The sequence below is a fragment of the Reyranella sp. genome, from assembly GCF_965249915.1.
GTDB lineage: Bacteria > Pseudomonadota > Alphaproteobacteria > Reyranellales > Reyranellaceae > Reyranella.
Genome location: NZ_OZ252257.1, coordinates 3,778,664 through 3,796,304, shown reverse-complemented (window position 1 = coordinate 3,796,304; position 17,641 = coordinate 3,778,664). Strand labels below are relative to the sequence as shown.

Here is a 17,641-nt window from a genome sequence, read left to right as displayed (position 1 = left end):
CCTTGCCATGACATTCCCGGTCACCGAACACACCGTCAAGACCGCCCGCCACACGACGGGCTATCTCGCCTGCGGAGCGAAAGAGGCGCCGCTGCTGATCTTCGTCCATGGCTGGCCCGAACTGTCGCTGTCGTGGCGGCACCAGCTCCCGGCGTTCGCGGCGCTGGGCTTCCGCTGCATCGCGCCGGACATGCGCGGCTACGGCCGCTCCAGCACCTACACGCGGCACGAGGATTTCGCGCAGGAAGAGATCGTGGCCGACATGGTCGAGCTGCTGGCGGCACTCGGTCCCGACAAGGCCGTGTGGATCGGCCACGATTGGGGAAGCCCTGTCGTCTGGAACATGGCGGCACATCATCCCGACAAGGTGGTGGGCGTGGCGAGCCTTTGCGTGCCCTATCTGCCGACCGGCTTCACGCTCGACACCGTCGTGCCGCTGGTCGACCGTGCGCTCTATCCCGAGGCGCAGTTCCCGGCCGGCCAGTGGGACTACCAGTTCTTCTACGAAGAGAACTTCGACAAGGCCTGCGCGGGCTTCGATGCCAACCCGCTCAACGTGGTGAAGGCGCTGTTCCGCAAGGGCGATCCGGCGCGGGTGGGCAAGCCGGCGCCGACCTCGATGGTGCGCAAGGCCGGAGGCTGGTTCGGCGGCAGCGCCTGTCCCGACGTGCCGCGTGATCCCGACGTGCTGACCGAACAGGACATGGAGGCTTATGCCGCGGCGCTGACAAAGAACGGCTTCTTCGGACCGGACTCCTGGTACATGAACCACAAGGCCAATGGTGCCTACGCGAAGCGCGCGAAGAACGGCGGGAGGCTCGCGATGCCGGTGCTGTTCCTGCATGGCGCCTACGACACGACCTGCGAGACCATGACCTCGAAGCTCGCCGAGCCGATGCGGCAGAACTGTGCCGATCTCACCGAGGTCGTGGTGCCATCGGGCCACTGGATGGCGCAGGAACAGCCCGTTGCCGTGAATGCGGCCTTGGCCAAGTGGCTGGCGGCGAAGCTGCCGGATTATTGGTCCAGCTAAAGAAGTCCGTCGTCTCGACCGGAGCACCGAAGGTGCGGAGCGGAGAGACCTTCGCTCCAGCGAAAGCCGGCCAATCGTGGAGCGAAGGTCTCTCCGCTACGCCTCGCTTCGCTCGGCTTCGGTCGAGACGACGGGGAGAGGTCCTACGGTTCTCTGCCCCCGGGATTGATGCCTATTCGGCCGCGATCTTCCCGACCTCGATCACGTTCTTCCAGCGGGCGATCTCGCCCGTGAGGAACTTGGCGAACTCATCGCCATTGCTGGCGACGACTTCGAAGCCCACCGTCTCGAACTGCGCCTTGATGTCGGGCGCGGTGGCCGAGGCGATCAGCTCGGCTTCGAGTTTCTTGCGCACGTCGGCCGGCAGGCCTTTGGGGGCGGCAGCCGCCTGCCAGGAATAGACTTCGAGATCCTTCACGCCGGCCTCGGCCATGGTCGGAACGTCCGGCAGCGCGGGCGCCCGCGCGGCACTGGTGACGCCCAGCGCCTTCAGCTTGCCCGACTTCACGTGCTGGGCGATCGCGCCCAGATTCTGGAACGAGACGTTGGCGTGACCGGACATCAGGTCGCTGATGGCCGGTCCGCCGCCTTTGTAGGGAACGTGGATGCCGGTCGTGCCGGTCTTCTGCAGGAACAGCGCCGCCGTCAGGTGATCGGACGAGCCGGTGCCGGACGAGGCGAAGGTCACCTTGTCGGGGTTCTTCTTCAGGTACTCGACGAGCTCGGCGACGGTGTTGGCGGGGAAACCGGGATTGGCCACCAGAACGTTGGGCGTGCGCACGGCGACGCTCAGCAGGTCGAAATCCGTCAGCGGATCGTAGCGCAGATCTTTGAACAGGGCGGGATTGATGCCGAACACGCCGATCGAGCCCACGAGGAACGTGTAGCCGTCGGGCTTGGCCTGCTTCAGCGCCGCCGCGCCGATCGAGCCGTTGGCGCCGCCGCGATTGTCGACCACGACCGACTGGCCCACGCGTTCGGCCAGCTTCTTGGTCAGCAGGCGGGCCGTCATGTCCGACGCGCCGCCGGGCGGGAAGGGAACGATGACCGTAATGGGCCGGTCTGGATACTCGGCCTGTGCGGACAGGCTTGCAAAGGCGGTCAGGACGAACGCCAGAATACTCAACGCTTTCATACTCTCATTTTCCTCCCTGTGGTTTTCGCGGGTCCTATATCAGGTCGCCGCTTTTGCCCTCAACGCCGCAAACCGTTCGAGGCTTTCCTTCGGCCAGAGTTCGTTGCGGTCGTAGTACTCCGCGACGGCCGGCACGCCGGCGGGGAGCCCGACCCAGGGCTGCTTGCTCATGGTGAAGATGTGAACGTCGGGCGGCAGGCGGTCGGGCTCGTCGAGCGTGCCGACCCGGACGAAGTGCACCGTGGGACCGGCGCCGGAATAGTTGCTCCACACCGCGATGCGGCATTTCGGGCAGCGCGCGATCTTCTGGCCGTTGCCGCTGAGTGTCGGCGTGTCGATCACCTCGACTTCGCCGCCCAGCCGCTCGACCCGATCGGCCTCGATCATGGCGTTCATCGCGAAGGCCGTTCCCGAATCGCGCTGGCACCAGCGGCAGTGGCAGCAATGCACGAACAGCGGCCGGGAGGTGAGCCGGTAGCGCACGCTGCGGCAGGTACAGCCGCCTTCAAACGTTTCGGTCTTGCTGGTCATCGCGTTCGTCTCCCGGCTAAGGTCCGCGCCTGAAATCATCTGGGCGGAGAGTAGACATGGCCGGACGGCTGCAGGGCAAGGTGGCGGTGGTGACGGGTGCGGCGCCGCGCGGCGAGGGCGTGGGCAACGGCATGGCGACGGCGCTGCTGTTCGCCAAGGAAGGCGCCAAGGTCGTGCTGGTCAACCGCAGTGCCGAGCGCGCCGAGGGACTGGCCAAGCAGATCAAGGACGAGGGCGGCGAGGCGTCGGTCTTTGCGGCCGACGTGGCGAAGGCCGACGAGGCCGAGGCCATGGCCGACTTCGCGATGAAGAAATACGGCCGCCTCGACATCCTGCACAACAATGTCGGCATCGGCGGGCCGGGCACGCCGGAGACGGTCACGCTCGAGACCTGGAACAAAGTGCTGGAGACCAACCTCACGACGACCATGCTCTGCACCAAGTCCTGCCTGCCGCGCATGAAGGAAGGCGGCGGCGGCTCGATCATCATGGTGTCGTCGATCGCCGGTGCCCTGGGTTTGATGGGCAGCGCCGGCGCGGTGGCTTATGCGACCGCGAAGGCCGGCCTGCACGGCTTCACCCTGTCCGTCGCGGCCGACTATGCGACGCAGAACATCCGCGCCAACTGCATCATCGTGGGCTCCGTGCACACGCCGATGGTGGCGCATCTCGGCGCCGAGGCGCGCGACCGGCGCAAGAAGATGGTGCCGATGCAGGTCGAGGGCACCGCCTGGGACATCGCCCATGGCGCGGTCTATCTCGCCTCCGACGAATCGCGCTGGGTGACGGGCGTCATGCTGCCGATCGACGGCGGCCTCGTCGCGCTGCGGGCATGGCCGCGATGATCCGGCGCCTGGTCGCGCTTCTCGGCTCGGCGGTGGCGATGCAGCTCCTGCCGCTGCCGGGCCATGCGCAGAGCCAGATGGATCTCAACCAGCAGGCGGGAACGGCGCGGCAGGACGCCGACCGGCAACTGAACGCCGTCTACACCAAGCTGCGGACACGCCTCGGACCCGAAAGCCGCGCGCGCCTGCAGGCGGCCGAGGAGGCGTGGATCCGCTTTCGCGACCGGGAATGCGCCTTCATCGGCGCCCCAACCGACGGCGGCTCGATCCACGGCATGATCGTCGCCCAGTGCCAGGCGCGCCTCACCCTCGTGCGCGTGAAGGACCTCGAGGCCCAGCTCAACTGCCAGGAAGGCGATCTCTCCTGCGTCAGGGAGTAGAGGCAGTCTTATTGGGGCGCGCCACTCCAGTGGCGCTCAAGCTTCGCGGATGAAGCAAGACGTGAGCGCCACTGGAGTGGCGCGCTCCAATGACGCCCTATCGGCTCGCGCGTCTCTCGTGGTGCCAGGTGTAGAGGCCTGAGGCCACGATCACGGCGGCGCCAGCCAGCGTCCAGGCGTCGGGAATGTCACCGAACACGATGGCGCCCAGGATCGTGACGAAGACGAGCAGCGTGTAGCTGTAGGGCTGCACGGCGCCGGCCTCGGCATAGTCGAGCGCCTTGATCAGCGAGTAATGCGCGAGCGCGCCCAATGAGGCGATGGCGAACAGCAGCGCCCAGCCTTTCGCGTCCGGCCAGGTCCATTGCCACGGTCCGACCAGCGTCGTGGCGCCGAAGGCCACGAAGGCCGACCAGACGAGTGTGGTGTCGGGCGTGTCGGTGCGCGAGCAGAGGCGGACCAGGATCTGGTAGCCGCCCCACAGGATGGCGCCCGCCACCGGCAGCAGCAGCGGCCAGTCGAGCTCGCGAAAGCCCGGACGCACGATCAGCAGGACACCGACGAAGCCCGCGCCGACAGCCGCCCAGCGGGCCGGGCCGGCGCGTTCGCCGAGGAACAGCACGCCGAGCGCGATCACGATCAGCGGCGAAGTGGCGGCGACGGCATGGGTGTCGGCCAGCGGCAGGTAGCGGAAGGCCAGCACGAATACCGCGCTCTCGATCGCCGCCAGCAGGGCACGGCCGAACTGCAGCCACGGCCGCGCCGAGCGTGCGGCTGCGCGCAGGCCGCGCCGGCGAACGACCGCCCAGGCGAACAGGCAGAAGACGGCGTAGCGCACCCACATCATCTGGCCGATCGAATAGTCGGCCACCATCCACTTGCTGATGGTGTCCATGCTGGCGAAGCCCAGCATGGCGAGCATGGTGAAGATCGCGCCGCGCGAAGTGTTGTTGCGACCGAAGGCGGCCGCTCGCGGTGTCATTCGGGGGCGAACTCCATGCCGGACTCCGTGAGCCCTATTCGAGCTTGATGCCGGTATCGTTTACCACCTTCGCCCAGTTTTCGACCTCGCGTGCGCGCCAGGTATCGCTCTGCGCGGGCCTGTAGAGGACGGGATCGGCGCCGAGTTCCTTCAGCCGGACCGCCACCTCGGGGATCTTCGTGGTCTTGTCGATCTCGACGTAGAGCCGTTCCAGCACTTCCGGCGGCGTGCCCTTGGCGGCGAGCAAGCCCTGCCAGCTTCCCGTCACGAAATCCTTGATCCCGGCCGCCTCGATCACGGTCGGGAGATCGGGCGCCAGCTCGTTGCGCGTGGCGCTCGATACGGCCAGCCCGCGCAGCTTGCCGCTCTTCACGTGCGGCAGGGTGGCGATCATGCCGTTGAACAGCGCGTCGGCATGGCCGCCCGCGACCTGCTGGATCGCCTCGGCACCGCCCTTCATCGGGATGAAGGTGATCTTGAGGCCGAGCGAATGGGCGAACAGGGCGCCCGCCAGATGCGGCGCGCTGCCCAGCCCCGCCGTCGCGTAGTTCAGCTTGTCGGGATTGGCCTTGGCGAAGGCGATCAGTTCGGCCGCGGTCTTGTAGGGACGATCCGGCGCGGCGGCGAGCAGGTGCGGTGTGTAGGCCAGAACGGTGACGGCGTTGAAGTCCGAGGCGACGTCGAACGGCAGTTTCATCACCGAGGGCGAGATGGTGAGATTGCCGAGGTCGGTCAGAACCAGCGTGTAGCCGTCGGGGGCCGACTTCGCGACCATGTCGACGGCGATGTTGCCGTTGGCGCCGGTGCGGTTCTCGACGACGACCGACTGGCCCAGCGCCGCCTGCAGGTGCGGCTGCATGAGGCGCGCGAGGATGTCGGACGTGCCGCCCGGCGCGTAGGGGATGAGAATCCGGATCGGTTTGGCGGGAAAGGCCTGGGCGCGGGCGCTGGTCCCGATCGACGGTGCGGCGATGGTGGCGGCTGCCACCGTGAGAAGCTGTCTGCGGCGCATCGTTCACTCCCTAAGTGTTTGTTTTGAAGACACTCTAGGGAGCGGTCTGCCGGAAGGCCAGCAATCCGCTTGACTCCGCTGCGCTGCAGCATCATATACGCGCCAGCCCGCAGCCAAGCGGGCTTCAAAGATTTCTCGCGATCGCGCGACGCGCCCCATTCCTTTGTGACGGCGCCTCATCCCGAGACAATCCCCCAAGACAAGAGCCGTCCCAGCCGCGCGCGGGAACGGGCCTAACGCCGCCACAGATGCGCGTGCCCAGAAGGCACGCCGGCGGCAAGTAAGGATTTTCAGTGAGTGAAGTTACGTTTGCGAGCCTCGGCCTGGCCGAGCCGCTGCTGCGTGCATTGAATGCGGCGAACTACACCGTGCCGACGCCCATCCAGGCGCGCACGATTCCCGCCCTGCTGCAGGGCCGTGACGTGCTGGGCATCGCCCAGACCGGCACCGGCAAGACGGCGGCCTTCGCGCTGCCCGTGCTGCAGCTTCTTTCCGAGTCGAAGGAGCGCGCCCAGCCCAAGAGCCCGCGCGCCCTCGTGTTGGCGCCGACCCGCGAACTCGCGGTCCAGATCGCCCGCAGCTTCGACACCTACGGTCGCGGCCTCGGCCTACGCCTCTGCACCGTCGTCGGCGGTCTTGGCTACGGTCGCCAGATCGAGACGCTGTCGCGCGGCGTCGACATCCTGATCGCCACGCCCGGCCGTCTGCTCGACCTCGTCGAGCGCGGCAACGTGAAGCTCGGCCAGGTCAGCTTCTTCGTCCTCGACGAAGCCGATCGCATGTTCGACATGGGCTTCATCCGCGACGTCCGTCGCATTGCGGCCTCGGTCTCGAAGAACCGCCAGACGCTGCTGTTTTCGGCGACGATGCCGAACGACATCGCCAAGCTTTCTGCGGAGATCCTGAAGAACCCGGAGAAGGTCGAGATCGCGCCGCAGGGCCGCACCGTCGAGAAGATCGACCAGCGCGTCTACTTCGTGAACGCCGGCCTCAAGCGCACCCTGCTCAACCATCTCCTGACCGACGAGAGCCTCGAGCGGGTCATCATCTTCACGCGCACCAAGCGCGGCGCCAATCGCGTCGCCGAGGCGCTGGAAGACCGCGGCGTGCGCTCCGAGGCGATCCACGGCAACAAGTCGCAGAACGCCCGCCAGAAGGCGCTCGACAACTTCGCCCGTGGCAAGGCCCGCGTCCTGGTCGCGACCGATCTCGCCTCGCGCGGCATCGACGTGCAGGGCGTGACCCACGTCATCAACTTCGAGCTGCCGGCCGATGCCGAAAGCTATGTCCATCGCATCGGCCGCACCGCGCGCGCCGGCGCCTCGGGCATCGCGATCTCGTTCTGCGACGGCAGCGAGCGCGGCCAGCTCAAGGGTATCGAGCGGCTGACCAACCAGCGGATCCCGGTCGTCCCGACGCCGGCCAACGAAGACATGCCGCAGTTGCCGCCGCCCAAGGCGCGCGCCGAGGGCGACGATCGTGATGATCGCGACGAGCGTCCCCGCGAGGGCCGTGGCGGTCCGCGTGGCGCCGGCCGTCCGGGTGGCGGTGGTCGTCCTGGCGGCGGCGGTCGTCCCGGCGGTCATCGCTCGTTCGGCGACCGTGCCAACCACGATCGTTCGCGCGGCGACCGTCCGCCGGCGCATGCCGACAGCCAGTTCCGCGGTGGCGACTTCCGCGATGCCCCGCAGGGTGATCGTCCCCAGGGCGACCGTCCCCACGGTGATCGCCCCCACAGCGATCGTCCTTACGGCGACCGCCCCCAGGGTGATCGTCCGCGCGGTCCGCGCCCGCAGGGCGATCGCCCGTTCGGCGACCGCCCCCGTGGCGACCGCCCTCATGGCGACCGCCCTCATGGCGATCGTCCCCATGGCGATCGTCCGCAGGGCGACCGCTTCGATCGCGCGCAGGCCGATCGCCCGCACGGCGATCGCCCGCAGGGTGACCGCCCGCGGTCGTTCGGCGATCGTCCGAACCACAATGGTGGCGGCGGGCAGTATGCGCCGCGGCCGCACGGCGACCGCCCCCACGGTGACCGCCCGCAAGGCGATCGCCCGGCTGGCGATCGTCCGCAGGGTCCGCGTCCCCAGTGGAAGGGCCGGCGCTTCGGCGGTGGAGGCGGCGGCGGCCGCGGTCGAGGCCGCGCTGCCTAGCTAGAGAATTCCTTCCTCGCGGAAGATTTCCAGACATTTAGAAAGAGCGCGCTCATATCGGGCGCGCTCTTTCGCTATCGAGACATCGTCCCAGTCGAAGAAGCCGCCCTTGGTCTTGAAGCCGATGCGGCCCTGGTCGACGTTGCGCTGAAGCACCGGCGGCGGGCCGTCGGCGTTGCTGAGGTCGGGCCAGATGATCTTGGCGACGGCACAGGTCGTGTCCCAGCCCGAATGCTCCTTCTGCGTGATCGGGCCGGCGGCGGCATAGCGGAAGCCGAAGGAGAGACGCACGGTCGCGTCGACGTCCTCCGGCGAGGCGACGCCCTGCTCGATCAGCCACAGCGCCTCGCGCATCAGCGCGCCCTGGATGCGGTTGCCCAGGAAGCCGATCACGTCCTTCTTCACCTGGACGGGCCGCTTGCCCAGGTCGCTCATGATCGCGCCGACCTTCTCGGCCAGCGTCACGTCGGTGTGGATGGAGCGCACGACCTCGACCAGCGGGATCAGGTGCGCAGGCATGAAGAAGTGCAGGCCCATCATGCGGTCCTGACTCGCCAGCCCCTTGCCGATCTCGCTGATCGGGAAGCTCGACGAGTTCGAAGTGAGCGGCACGCCCGGACGCGAAAGCTTCTCCATGTCGGCGAAGATCTTCTGCTTGAGCGCCAGATCCTCGGTCACGGTCTCGACCGCGATGTCGATCTTGGCCCAGGGCGCCTCCTCGAGCGTCGCGTAGGTCGCGAGGCCCGAGACGTCGTCCGGTTTTCCCATGGCCTTGAGCGCGCGGGATGTCGCCGCAGGCAGCCCGTCGCGGGTCGAGGCGGAGCGCGACACGACGTCCACCTTCCAGCCGCCGCCCAGGAACATGGCGATGATTCCCACGCCCATCGTGCCTCCGCCCAGCACCAGGGCGTGTCGTTCGCTTTGCGGCATTCCTCTCCCTCCCGTATCGACGCGTGCCCCCTGCCGGGGCAGTATCCGGCCCAAGTTAACCGGATTTTCAACGCGGGAGAAAACACATGAGCAGCACCTTCAAGGATATCGGGATCAGCACCGACGGCGCGGTCGGAATCGTCGAGATCCAGCGGCCGCCGCACAACTTCTTCGACAATTCGCTGATCAACCAGATCGCCGATGCCTTCGAGGCCTTCGACCGCGACGACAAGATCCGCGCCTACGTCCTGTGCGCCCAGGGCAAGTCGTTCTGCGCCGGTGCCGATTTCGCCAACCGCCCGCAGACCGGCGCGGCCGAGAGCGGCAAGCACCTCTACAAGGAAGCGACCCGCATTTTCCGCGCGAAGAAGCCCAGCGTCGGCGCCGTCCAGGGACCGGCGATCGGCGGTGGACTCGGTCTCGCCCTGGCCACCGATTTCCGTGTGGCCGCCCCGGAAGCGCGCTTCGCCGCGAACTTCACACGGCTGGGCTTCCATCCTGGTTTCTCGCTCACGTTCACGCTGCCGCGCCTGATCGGCCAGCAGAAGGCCAACCTGATGTTCTATACGGGGCGTCGGATTGGCGGCGAGGAGGCGGTGCAATGGGGGCTGGCCGATGTGCTGGCGCCGCTCGCCGACGTGCGCAAGGAGGCGATCAAGCTGGCTCAGGAAATCGCCGAGTCGGCCCCGCTTGCGTTGATGTCGACCCGCGAGACGATGCGCCGTGGCTTCGCCGATGCGGCGGAAGCGGCCACCGAGCGTGAGCTCACCGAGCAGGACTGGACGCGCAAGACCGAGGACTTCAAGGAAGGCGTCAAGTCGTACGCCGAGAAGCGCCCCGGCAACTGGAAGAACCGCTAACACTACGTCTCTGGCTCTCCTCCTCCGCCGCGGCGCCTTTCACAGGCGCCTGAGGGCACCTCCCCCGTCAGACGGGGGAGGCTGGGTGGGGGAGAGCTACAGTGACGCCGTCAGCATCGAGGGAGATTCAGATGGCTCAGGTCTCGGGCAAGGTCGCCATCGTCACGGGCGGTGCTTCCGGCATCGGCGAGGCCTGTGCCGAAACGCTGGCGCGCGAAGGCGCGTCGGTTCTCATCACGGATATCGACGACGCCCTGGGGAAGGGTGTCGTCGAGCGCATCACCAAAGCCGGTGGCAAGGCGCACTATATGCGCCATGACGTGCGCGACGAAGGCGCGTGGCCGGGCATCGTCGCCGACGCCGAGAAGCGCTACGGCCGCCTCGACATCATGGTGGCCAATGCCGGCATCGGCATCATGTCGCCGATCGCGACCATGACGCTGGCCGACTGGCAGCGTCAGCAGGCGATCAACCTCGACGGCGTGTTCCTCTCGATCAAGCATTCGATCCCGGCGATGAAGCGGGTGGGCGGCGGCTCGATCGTGTTGATGTCGTCGGTGGCGGGCCTGCGCGGCGCGCCGGGCCTCGCGGCCTATTCGGCGACCAAGGGCGGCGTGCGCCTGCTGGCCAAGTCGGTGGCGCTCGAACACGCGGCCGACAACATCCGCTGCAATTCGGTGCACCCCGGCATCATCGCCACGCCGATCTGGGAGAAGATCCCGACCGGCGCCGAAGGCAATCGCCGCAATGCGCCGATCGATCCGCGCGAGCGCGCCGCCGCTTCGGTGCCGCTGCCGCGAGTCGGCGAGGCGCAGGACATCGCCAACGGCGTTCTGTTCCTGTGCAGCGACGCGTCGAACTACATCACCGGCCAGGAGCTGGTGATCGACGGCGGCATGACCGCCGGCGGCCGGCCGTCGCGGCCGCAGCAGCAATAATCCGATGGGCGACGCCGCGCGGCTCTGGATCGTCGTTGCCGCGCTGAGCGGCGCGATCTCCGTCATCGTCGGCGCCTTCGCGGCGCATGGTCTGGACCTGCGCACGGAAGCCGGGCTGAAGGCGCGCGACTGGCTGCAGACCGGCAGCCACTATCAGATGTTCCATGCGCTCGCGATGCTGGGCGTATGCGCCCTGGCCGGCACTGAACACCTGAACGTGCGCCTCGCCGTCGTCGCTTTGTGGCTGTTCCTCGCGGGCAGCGTCCTGTTCCCCGGCGCGCTCTATTCCCTGTCGTTCGGTGGCCCGCGATGGTTCGGCGCCGTGGCGCCGATCGGCGGTCTCGCCTTCATCGCGGGCTGGGTATTCCTGGTGATCGCCGCGCTGAAGCGCCCGATCGGCTGATCTCAGGAAAGCTGTTCGTCCAACAGCTTGAGCGCTTCGGCGGCGAAGGCGCGCATGTTGGCGACGCGATCGCCGGAGCCGGTGCGCAGGGTGCGCGCGACGTTCCCATGAGGACCGAAGACGGCCACGCAGGTGTGTCCCGCGGGATCGCCATAGGAATTGCCGGTCGGACCCGAAGCGCCGGTCTCGGCAAGGCCCCACGTCGTCTTCAGGCGAGCGCGGACGTGCTCGGCGGCGAGCAGCGCCCAGGGCTCGGAGGAGGAGCGGACGCCGGCGCGCTTCTCGCGCGGCACGGCGAGGAAGGCATCGCCCGCCGGCCGCGTGTAGACCACGGCGCCACCCATGAAATAGGCCGACGCGCCCGGCACTGCGAGCAGCGCGGCGGAGATCAATCCGCCCGCGGACGATTCGGAAATGCCGACGGTCTCTTTGCGGGCTTTCAGTTTTTCGCCGACGCGCTGGGCGAGCGGGAACAGGGAGTCCATCGGGTCAGTCCTTCCTCGTGAAGATGTCGAGGACCAGCGGCACCTGCTGGCCCATCCAGATCGCGCGGTCGCGATGATCCTCCAGATCGTGCCCGGTGTTGGGATGAATGAACACCGTAAGTTCGCCGCGGTTCAGGGTCAGCCATGACAGGACCGGCTCGAACTGTTCGTTCTTCAGGGCGACCTGATAGCTGAAACGCGGATGCGGCCCGACCGGCTTCTCGTGGAAGCGGCCCATCTCGACGGGGAAGGTCTTCTCGATGCGCTCGCGCAACGCCCACGCCGCATCTCGCGACGCTTCGTCGAAGTAGACGTGTGCGTGCCAGTCCTTGATTTCGTCAGTGTTCATAACGTTCACCATAATGCGCAGCACAACCCGCCTGTCGGAACCCAGAGCCGTTCCCCGAGCGGAGCAGGCTTGCTAGGGTCAGCCATCATGAACTTCGATTTCTCCGACGACCAGAAGCTGCTCAAGGAGCAGGTTCGCAAATTCCTCGCCGACAAGTGCCCCACCAAAGTGGTGCGGCGCGTGCTCGACGGCACCGAAACACATGCGGAAGATGTCTGGAAAGGCCTCGTCGATCTCGGCGTGCCGGCCCTTGGCATTCCCGAAGAGTATGGCGGCATGGGCCTGTCGCCGCTCGAAGTCTGCGTCGTCGCCGAGGAGATCGGCCGCGCCGCGGCGCCGGTGCCGTTCGACAGTTCGGTCGTGCTGGCGACGGAGGCGCTGAAGCTCGCGGGCTCCGACGCGCAGAAGAAGAAGTGGCTGCCCGAACTCGCCTCCGGCAAGGCGATCGGCACGCTGGCGATTGCTGAAGGCGCGCAGCCGCCGAAGCCGCGGAACATCCGCACGACGTTTGGCGGCGGTCGCCTCAACGGCAAGAAGCTGCCGGTGACCGATGGCGAGGCCGCGACCTTCGCCATCGTGCTCGCCAACACGGGCGGCTCCGGAGATCGCGCCGTGTCGCTGGTGCTGGTCGATCTCACGCAAACGGCCGTTGCGAAGAAGCGCATCGAGACGATCGATCCGGCGCGCAAGCACGCCGAACTCACGTTCAACGATGCAAACGCCGAGCTGCTGGGCGGCGAGGGCGAAGGCTGGCGCCTGCTCGAGCGGCTCTACGATGCGGCGGCGGTCTACTTCGCCTTCGTCCAGGTGGGCGGCGCCGAAGCGGCGATGTGGATGGCGCGCGACTATGCGCTGCAGCGCAACGCCTTCGGCCGTGCCATCGGCTCCTACCAGGCGATCAAGCACAAGCTCGCGGACTGTTACGTGAAGCTCGAGCTGGCGCGCTCCAATGCCTACTACGGCGCGATGATGCTGACCGAGGGCGGCGCCGACCTGCCGCTGGCGGCGGCGGCGGCACGCATCGCCGCGACCGACGCCTACGACTTCGCGGCCAAGGAGAACATCCAGACCCATGGCGGCATCGGCTTCACCTGGGAGGCCGACACGCAGTTCCATTATCGCCGCTCGCGTCTGCTGGCCTTGTCGATCGGCGGTCCGATGGCCTGGAAGGACAAGCTGGTGACCCGTCTCGAACAGAAGAACGCGGCCTAGGAGGGAACGATGGATTTCAACGACACACCCCAAGAGGCCGCCTTCCGTCAGGAAGTGCGCGCCTGGCTCGACGCCAACGCCACGCGCAAGAGCGACGACACGCAAAGCAACCGCGCGCGCAACGACGATCCCGAGCTGCTCAAGAAAGCCAAGGAGTGGCAGGACAAGAAGGCCACGGCCGGCTACGCGCGCCTGACCTGGCCCAAGGAATTCGGCGGTCGCGGTGCTTCGCCGATCCTGCAGGTGATCTACCAGCAGGAAGAGGCGAACTACCTGGTGCCGCTGGGCTTCTTCGACATCGGGCTGGGCATGTGCATCCCGACCATGATGGCCTATGCCACGCCCGAGCAGCTCAAGCGCTACGTGAAGCCCGCCCTGCACGGCCAGGAAGTGTGGTGCCAGCTCTTTTCCGAGCCGGCGGCCGGCTCCGACGTGGCGGGTATCCGCACCAAGGCCGAACGCGACGGCGACGACTGGATCATCAACGGCCAGAAGGTCTGGACGTCGGGCGCGCACTATTGCGACTTCGGCATCGTGATCACGCGTACCGACCCGACTGTCCCCAAGCATGCCGGTCTCACCATGTTCTTCCTCGACATGAAGAGCCCCGGCGTCGAGGTCCGTCCGATCAAGCAGATGTCGGGCGGCGCCAACTTCAACGAAGTGTTCTTCACCAACGTCCGCATCCCCGATAGCCAGCGGCTGGGCAAGGTGGGCGAGGGCTGGAAGGCCGCGCTGACCACGCTGATGAACGAGCGTCTCGCCGTCGGCCTGCCGTCGGGCGGCCTCGACATCGACGAGCTGATGGAGCTGGCGCGCGAGACCGAGCTGGAGGATGGCGCGGCGATCCGCAACCAGCAGGTCCGCTCGAAGATCGCCGACTGGTACGTCCAGCAGCAGGGCCTCAAGCTGACGCGCTACCGCACGCTGACGGCGCTCTCCAAGGGCCAGACGCCGGGTCCGGAATCCTCGATCATCAAGATCGTGGCGGCGCCCAAGATGCAGGACATGGGCGCCTTCGCGATGGAGCTGATGGGCCATGCCGGCATCATGAAGGAGGACGTGCCCTTCGCGGCCGGCTTCCAGGCGCAGTGGATCGGCGGGGCGGGCTTCCGCATCGCCGGCGGCACCGACGAGATCCTGCGCAACATCGTAGCCGAGCGCGTGCTGGGACTGCCCGCCGATATTCGTGTCGACAAGGATATCCCGTTCAACAAGCTGACGCGCTCATAGCGCGTTAGCTTGTTGAACGGGGCGAGCGGCAGCGCTTGTCATCAAGCGCGGGAGCTCGCGCGGTTCAGAATGGATAAGAATCTTGATCCTAATCCATTCTGCGCGGTGTGGGCTCTCGCGCCTCAGAAGGCGCTGCCGCCCACCTCACTTAAGCAGAGTTACCTCTGCTTAAGTGCCCATTCCGTATACTTCGTCGCCGCGGCATGTGAGTCGGCGTAGTACTTCGCATACTCCGCACCGACCATCGGCCTGAGGGCGAGGCCCTGCTCGTCCATCTTCCTGATGTGCTCGGGATCGTTGATCGCCTTCAGGAAGGCGGTCTCGAGCACCTTGATCGCGTCGGCGGGCGTGCCCTTCGGCACGGCGATGCCGCGCGTCGAGGAGGAGATCACCGACGGGAATCCCAGCTCCTTGGTGGTCGGCACGTCCGGCAGGAACTTGGAGCGCTGGTCGTCGGTGACGACGAGGGCCCGCAGTTCACCCGACTTCACGCGCTTCACGATGCCGCCGACATTGTCGAAGGCGCAATCGACATGGCCGCCCATGACGCCGGTGAGCTGCTGGGCGGAGCCCTCGAAATGAACGATGCGGAAGTCGACCTTGGCTGCGTCGTCGACCATCAGGATCGCCAGATGGTCGTCGCTCAGGATGCCGGTGGTGCAGGCGCTGATCTTGCCGGGCGCCTTTTTGGCGGCGTCGAGCAGGTCGGCGAAGGTCTTGTAGGGGCTGTCGGCCTTCACCCACACGACGCCGGGGTCGAGCACCTGGTTCACCACGGGCACGAAGCTGTCCATCTTGAACGCCGCCTTGCGCTCGGGATCGAGCACGATGGTGCTGACGCTGGGCAGGTTGATGAAGGTGACGGTGTAGCCGTCCGGCCGGGCGCGGGCGCCCTCGGTGAAGCCGATCTGGCCGCCGGCACCGCCCTTGTTCACGACGGTGATGGGCTGGCCGAGATCCTTCTCCGCGATCGAGGCCAGGATGCGGGCGCCGATGTCGGTGTTCCCGCCGGCCGGGAAGGCGACGATCATCTGCACGGCCTTGCGCGGGAAGTTCTGCGCGAAGGCGGTGGTCGCGAGAGCGGTGGCGCCGGCCGCGGCGATCAGGGTGCGTCTGCGAAGCATGGAAGTCCTCCTTTTCATTCGATGTCTGTTTGTCTCAGGTTGGCGAAGGCGCGGGGGCGCACGACAATGGCGGCCAGCACGATGAGCGGCACGGCGAGCAGCGCGAGCGCGAGCGGCCGGTCGAGGAAGATCGCGAAGCTGCCGCCCGAAATCTCCAGCGTTGTCCGCAGCGACTTCTCCATCATCGGCCCCAGGATCAGCGCCAGGATCGCCGGCGCGATCGGGAAGTCGAGCTTGCGCAGGATGTAGCCCAGCACGCCGAAGCCCAGCATGACCCAGACGTCGAACAGGCTCTGCTTCAGCCCGTAGGCGCCGATGATGCAGAAGATCAGCACGCCGGTGCAGAGATAGGCGAAGGGGATCTTGAGCAGCCGCGCCCACAGCCCGACCAGCGGCAGGTTGAGGATCAGCAGCAGCACGTTGCCGACGAAGAACGAGGCGATGACGGTCCAGACCAGCTCGGGCTTCTCCTGGAACAGGAAGGGTCCCGGCGTCAGCCCATTGACGATGAAGGCGCCCATCAGCACCGCGATGGTGGGCGAACTCGGCACGCCCAGCGCCAGCAGCGGCACCATGGAGCCGTTGGCATAGGCGTTGTTGGCGGTCTCCGCCGAAGCCACGCCCTCGATGGCGCCCTTGCCGAAGCGCTCGGGATTCTTGGAGATGCGCTTCTCCAGCACATAGGCCATGAAGGTCGGGACGATGGCGCCCACGCCCGGAATCAGGCCCAGCACGAAGCCGATCACGGTGCCGCGTCCGATGGCGCCCGACGACCGGCGCCATTCGTCGCGTGTCGGATACCACTTCTTGAGGTCGGCCTGGATCAGGTGGGTCTGGCGCGCTTCCGCCGCCAGCAGCAGCTCGCCGACGCCGAACAGGCCCATCACGACCGGCACGAAGCCGATGCCGTCATAGAGTTCCTCGATGCCGAAGGTGAAACGCGGCGCGCCGCGGACCGGGTCCATGCCGATGAGGGACAGGAGCAGGCCGAGCGCCGTCATGAGCAGCGCCGCCAGGATGTTGCGGCCGGCCAGGCCGACCACGAGGCAGAGGCCCGCGACCATCAGGGCGAAGAACTCGGCCGGTCCGAACTTCAGCGCCAGGCTGGCCAGCGGCGCGGCAACGGCCACCAGCAGGATGGTGGCCACGATGCCGCCGACGAACGAGCCGATGGCGGCGATGGCGAGCGCGGATCCCGCGCGTCCCTGCTTGGCCATCTGGTAGCCGTCGATGCAGGTGACGACCGAGGCGGCTTCACCGGGCACGTTGATCAGCACCGAGGTGATCGTGCCGCCGTACATGGCGCCATAGTAGATGGCGCACAGCATGATGATGGCGCCGGTCGCATCGAGATTGAAGGTCAGCGGGATCAGGATCGCGGTGCCGGCGGCCGGCCCGAGGCCCGGCAGCACCCCGATCAGCGTGCCGAGCACGCAGCCCGCGAAGGCGAACAGGAGGTTGTTGAGCGAGAGGGCCGCGCCGAGGCCCGCCATCAGATATCCGAGCGATTCCATCAGGCAGCCCAGGGTCCGGGCGGCAGCAGCACGTCGAGCCAGCGCGTGAAGACATAGTAGACGCCGAAGCTGCCGGCGATCGCGAACAGGCCGATCGCGTACCAGCGGCGTTCACCCAGCGCGAAGGTGAGCCCGGCGATGAAGGCCAGCATGGCCAGTTCGAAGCCGACCCAGCCCATCAGCAGGGTGGCGCCGGCCACGGTGCCGATGATGATCAGCACGCGGAAGGCGCTTTCGCCACGCGGGAACAGTGTCTCGCCACTCTCGATCACCGGCTTGCGCCACACGTCGAAGATCAGCAGGCCGGCGAACAGGACGCCGAGCAACGAGAGCCAGAAGGAAAAGAAGCCGGGACCGGGGCCGAGCCGGTCGGTCAGCGAGAGAAGCAGCGATTGCCAGATGGCGAAGACGCAGATCGCCATCATCGTCGCCGTCGCGACAAGCCAGCCGCGTCGCGCGTTTCGCGACATGGATAAAGTTCCTCCCGGAGATTGTTGTCGTCGGCGTTGTGCCTTGCGCGGA

At 67.2% G+C, this 17,641-nt stretch carries 19 protein-coding genes; 9 read left to right on the top strand and 10 right to left on the bottom strand.

Annotation, left to right across the window (positions count from 1 at the left end; all coding sequences use genetic code 11):
• Positions 1–7 precede the first annotated feature (7 nt).
• Entirely contained in the window at positions 8–1,033 is a 1,026-nt protein-coding gene (locus ACP15H_RS18780; RefSeq protein ID WP_425067677.1) for an alpha/beta hydrolase, read from the top strand.
• A 172-nt stretch (positions 1,034–1,205) separates the two neighbouring features.
• On the opposite strand, the gene ACP15H_RS18775 is transcribed toward ACP15H_RS18780, so the two are convergent.
• Both ACP15H_RS18775 and ACP15H_RS18770 read right to left on the bottom strand, forming a co-directional pair.
• Complete coding sequence (locus tag ACP15H_RS18775) at positions 1,206–2,168, bottom strand: Bug family tripartite tricarboxylate transporter substrate binding protein (RefSeq protein ID WP_425067676.1); 963 nt, start codon at positions 2,166–2,168, stop codon at positions 1,206–1,208.
• 39 nt (positions 2,169–2,207) lie between these two features.
• Entirely contained in the window at positions 2,208–2,699 is a 492-nt protein-coding gene (locus tag ACP15H_RS18770; protein ID WP_425067675.1) for a GFA family protein, read from the bottom strand.
• A gap of 56 nt (positions 2,700–2,755) precedes the next feature.
• On the opposite strand from ACP15H_RS18770, the gene ACP15H_RS18765 reads away from it, so the two are divergent.
• Together ACP15H_RS18765 and ACP15H_RS18760 are read left to right on the top strand one after the other, a co-directional pair.
• Entirely contained in the window at positions 2,756–3,544 is a 789-nt protein-coding gene (locus tag ACP15H_RS18765) for an SDR family NAD(P)-dependent oxidoreductase (protein ID WP_425067674.1), read from the top strand.
• The gene (locus tag ACP15H_RS18760) at positions 3,532–3,924 is read left to right on the top strand and encodes a lysozyme inhibitor LprI family protein (RefSeq protein WP_425067673.1); all 393 of its coding nucleotides are present in this window, start codon (positions 3,532–3,534) and stop codon (positions 3,922–3,924) included. Before ACP15H_RS18765 ends, ACP15H_RS18760 begins: the two co-directional genes overlap by 13 nt.
• 97 nt (positions 3,925–4,021) lie before the next feature.
• On the opposite strand, the gene ACP15H_RS18755 is transcribed toward ACP15H_RS18760, so the two are convergent.
• Complete coding sequence (locus ACP15H_RS18755) at positions 4,022–4,906, bottom strand: DMT family transporter (protein WP_425067672.1); 885 nt, start codon at positions 4,904–4,906, stop codon at positions 4,022–4,024.
• A gap of 34 nt (positions 4,907–4,940) precedes the next feature.
• Positions 4,941–5,918 carry a Bug family tripartite tricarboxylate transporter substrate binding protein gene (locus ACP15H_RS18750; protein ID WP_425067671.1) on the bottom strand — a complete coding sequence of 326 codons (978 nt, stop codon included), beginning with the start codon at positions 5,916–5,918 and terminating at the stop codon, positions 4,941–4,943.
• A gap of 293 nt (positions 5,919–6,211) precedes the next feature.
• Between ACP15H_RS18750 and ACP15H_RS18745 the strand changes: the two genes are divergently transcribed.
• Entirely contained in the window at positions 6,212–8,071 is a 1,860-nt protein-coding gene (locus ACP15H_RS18745; protein WP_425067670.1) for a DEAD/DEAH box helicase, read from the top strand.
• On the opposite strand, the gene ACP15H_RS18740 is transcribed toward ACP15H_RS18745, so the two are convergent.
• Positions 8,072–9,001 (bottom strand): 3-hydroxyacyl-CoA dehydrogenase family protein, encoded by a 930-nt coding sequence (locus tag ACP15H_RS18740; protein WP_425067669.1) that lies wholly within the window; start codon positions 8,999–9,001, stop codon positions 8,072–8,074.
• A gap of 86 nt (positions 9,002–9,087) precedes the next feature.
• Between ACP15H_RS18740 and ACP15H_RS18735 the strand changes: the two genes are divergently transcribed.
• From ACP15H_RS18735 to ACP15H_RS18725, 3 genes are all read left to right on the top strand, one after another.
• Positions 9,088–9,861, top strand: coding sequence for an enoyl-CoA hydratase/isomerase family protein (locus ACP15H_RS18735; RefSeq protein ID WP_425067668.1), 774 nt, complete (start codon positions 9,088–9,090; stop codon positions 9,859–9,861).
• A 131-nt stretch (positions 9,862–9,992) separates the two neighbouring features.
• On the top strand, positions 9,993–10,799 hold the full coding sequence (locus ACP15H_RS18730) for an SDR family NAD(P)-dependent oxidoreductase (protein ID WP_425067667.1): 807 nt from the start codon (positions 9,993–9,995) through the stop codon (positions 10,797–10,799).
• Between the two features lie 4 nt (positions 10,800–10,803).
• On the top strand, positions 10,804–11,202 hold the full coding sequence (locus tag ACP15H_RS18725) for a DUF423 domain-containing protein (RefSeq protein ID WP_425067666.1): 399 nt from the start codon (positions 10,804–10,806) through the stop codon (positions 11,200–11,202).
• Between the two features lie 2 nt (positions 11,203–11,204).
• On the opposite strand, the gene ACP15H_RS18720 is transcribed toward ACP15H_RS18725, so the two are convergent.
• Together ACP15H_RS18720 and ACP15H_RS18715 are read right to left on the bottom strand one after the other, a co-directional pair.
• Positions 11,205–11,687, bottom strand: coding sequence for a CinA family protein (locus tag ACP15H_RS18720; protein WP_425067665.1), 483 nt, complete (start codon positions 11,685–11,687; stop codon positions 11,205–11,207).
• A 4-nt stretch (positions 11,688–11,691) separates the two neighbouring features.
• Positions 11,692–12,036: a DOPA 4,5-dioxygenase family protein gene (locus ACP15H_RS18715; RefSeq protein WP_425067664.1), complete on the bottom strand. Its 345-nt coding sequence runs from the start codon at positions 12,034–12,036 to the stop codon at positions 11,692–11,694.
• Positions 12,037–12,123: 87 nt separating this feature from the next.
• Here ACP15H_RS18715 and ACP15H_RS18710 point away from each other — a divergent pair, with 87 nt between their 5' ends.
• Both ACP15H_RS18710 and ACP15H_RS18705 read left to right on the top strand, forming a co-directional pair.
• Positions 12,124–13,248 (top strand): acyl-CoA dehydrogenase family protein, encoded by a 1,125-nt coding sequence (locus ACP15H_RS18710; RefSeq protein WP_425067663.1) that lies wholly within the window; start codon positions 12,124–12,126, stop codon positions 13,246–13,248.
• 9 nt (positions 13,249–13,257) lie between these two features.
• Entirely contained in the window at positions 13,258–14,481 is a 1,224-nt protein-coding gene (locus ACP15H_RS18705; protein WP_425067662.1) for an acyl-CoA dehydrogenase family protein, read from the top strand.
• A 158-nt stretch (positions 14,482–14,639) separates the two neighbouring features.
• Here the strand turns inward: ACP15H_RS18705 and ACP15H_RS18700 are convergent, their stop codons facing one another.
• The 3 genes from ACP15H_RS18700 to ACP15H_RS18690 are packed head-to-tail and all read right to left on the bottom strand — an operon-like array spanning position 14,640 to position 17,589.
• The gene (locus tag ACP15H_RS18700) at positions 14,640–15,605 is read right to left on the bottom strand and encodes a tripartite tricarboxylate transporter substrate binding protein (RefSeq protein ID WP_425067661.1); all 966 of its coding nucleotides are present in this window, start codon (positions 15,603–15,605) and stop codon (positions 14,640–14,642) included.
• A gap of 14 nt (positions 15,606–15,619) precedes the next feature.
• Positions 15,620–17,119 (bottom strand): tripartite tricarboxylate transporter permease, encoded by a 1,500-nt coding sequence (locus tag ACP15H_RS18695; RefSeq protein WP_425067660.1) that lies wholly within the window; start codon positions 17,117–17,119, stop codon positions 15,620–15,622.
• Positions 17,119–17,589, bottom strand: a complete 471-nt coding sequence (locus tag ACP15H_RS18690) for a tripartite tricarboxylate transporter TctB family protein (protein ID WP_425067659.1) — start codon at positions 17,587–17,589, stop codon at positions 17,119–17,121. Before ACP15H_RS18690 ends, ACP15H_RS18695 begins: the two co-directional genes overlap by 1 nt.
• Positions 17,590–17,641 lie beyond the last annotated feature (52 nt).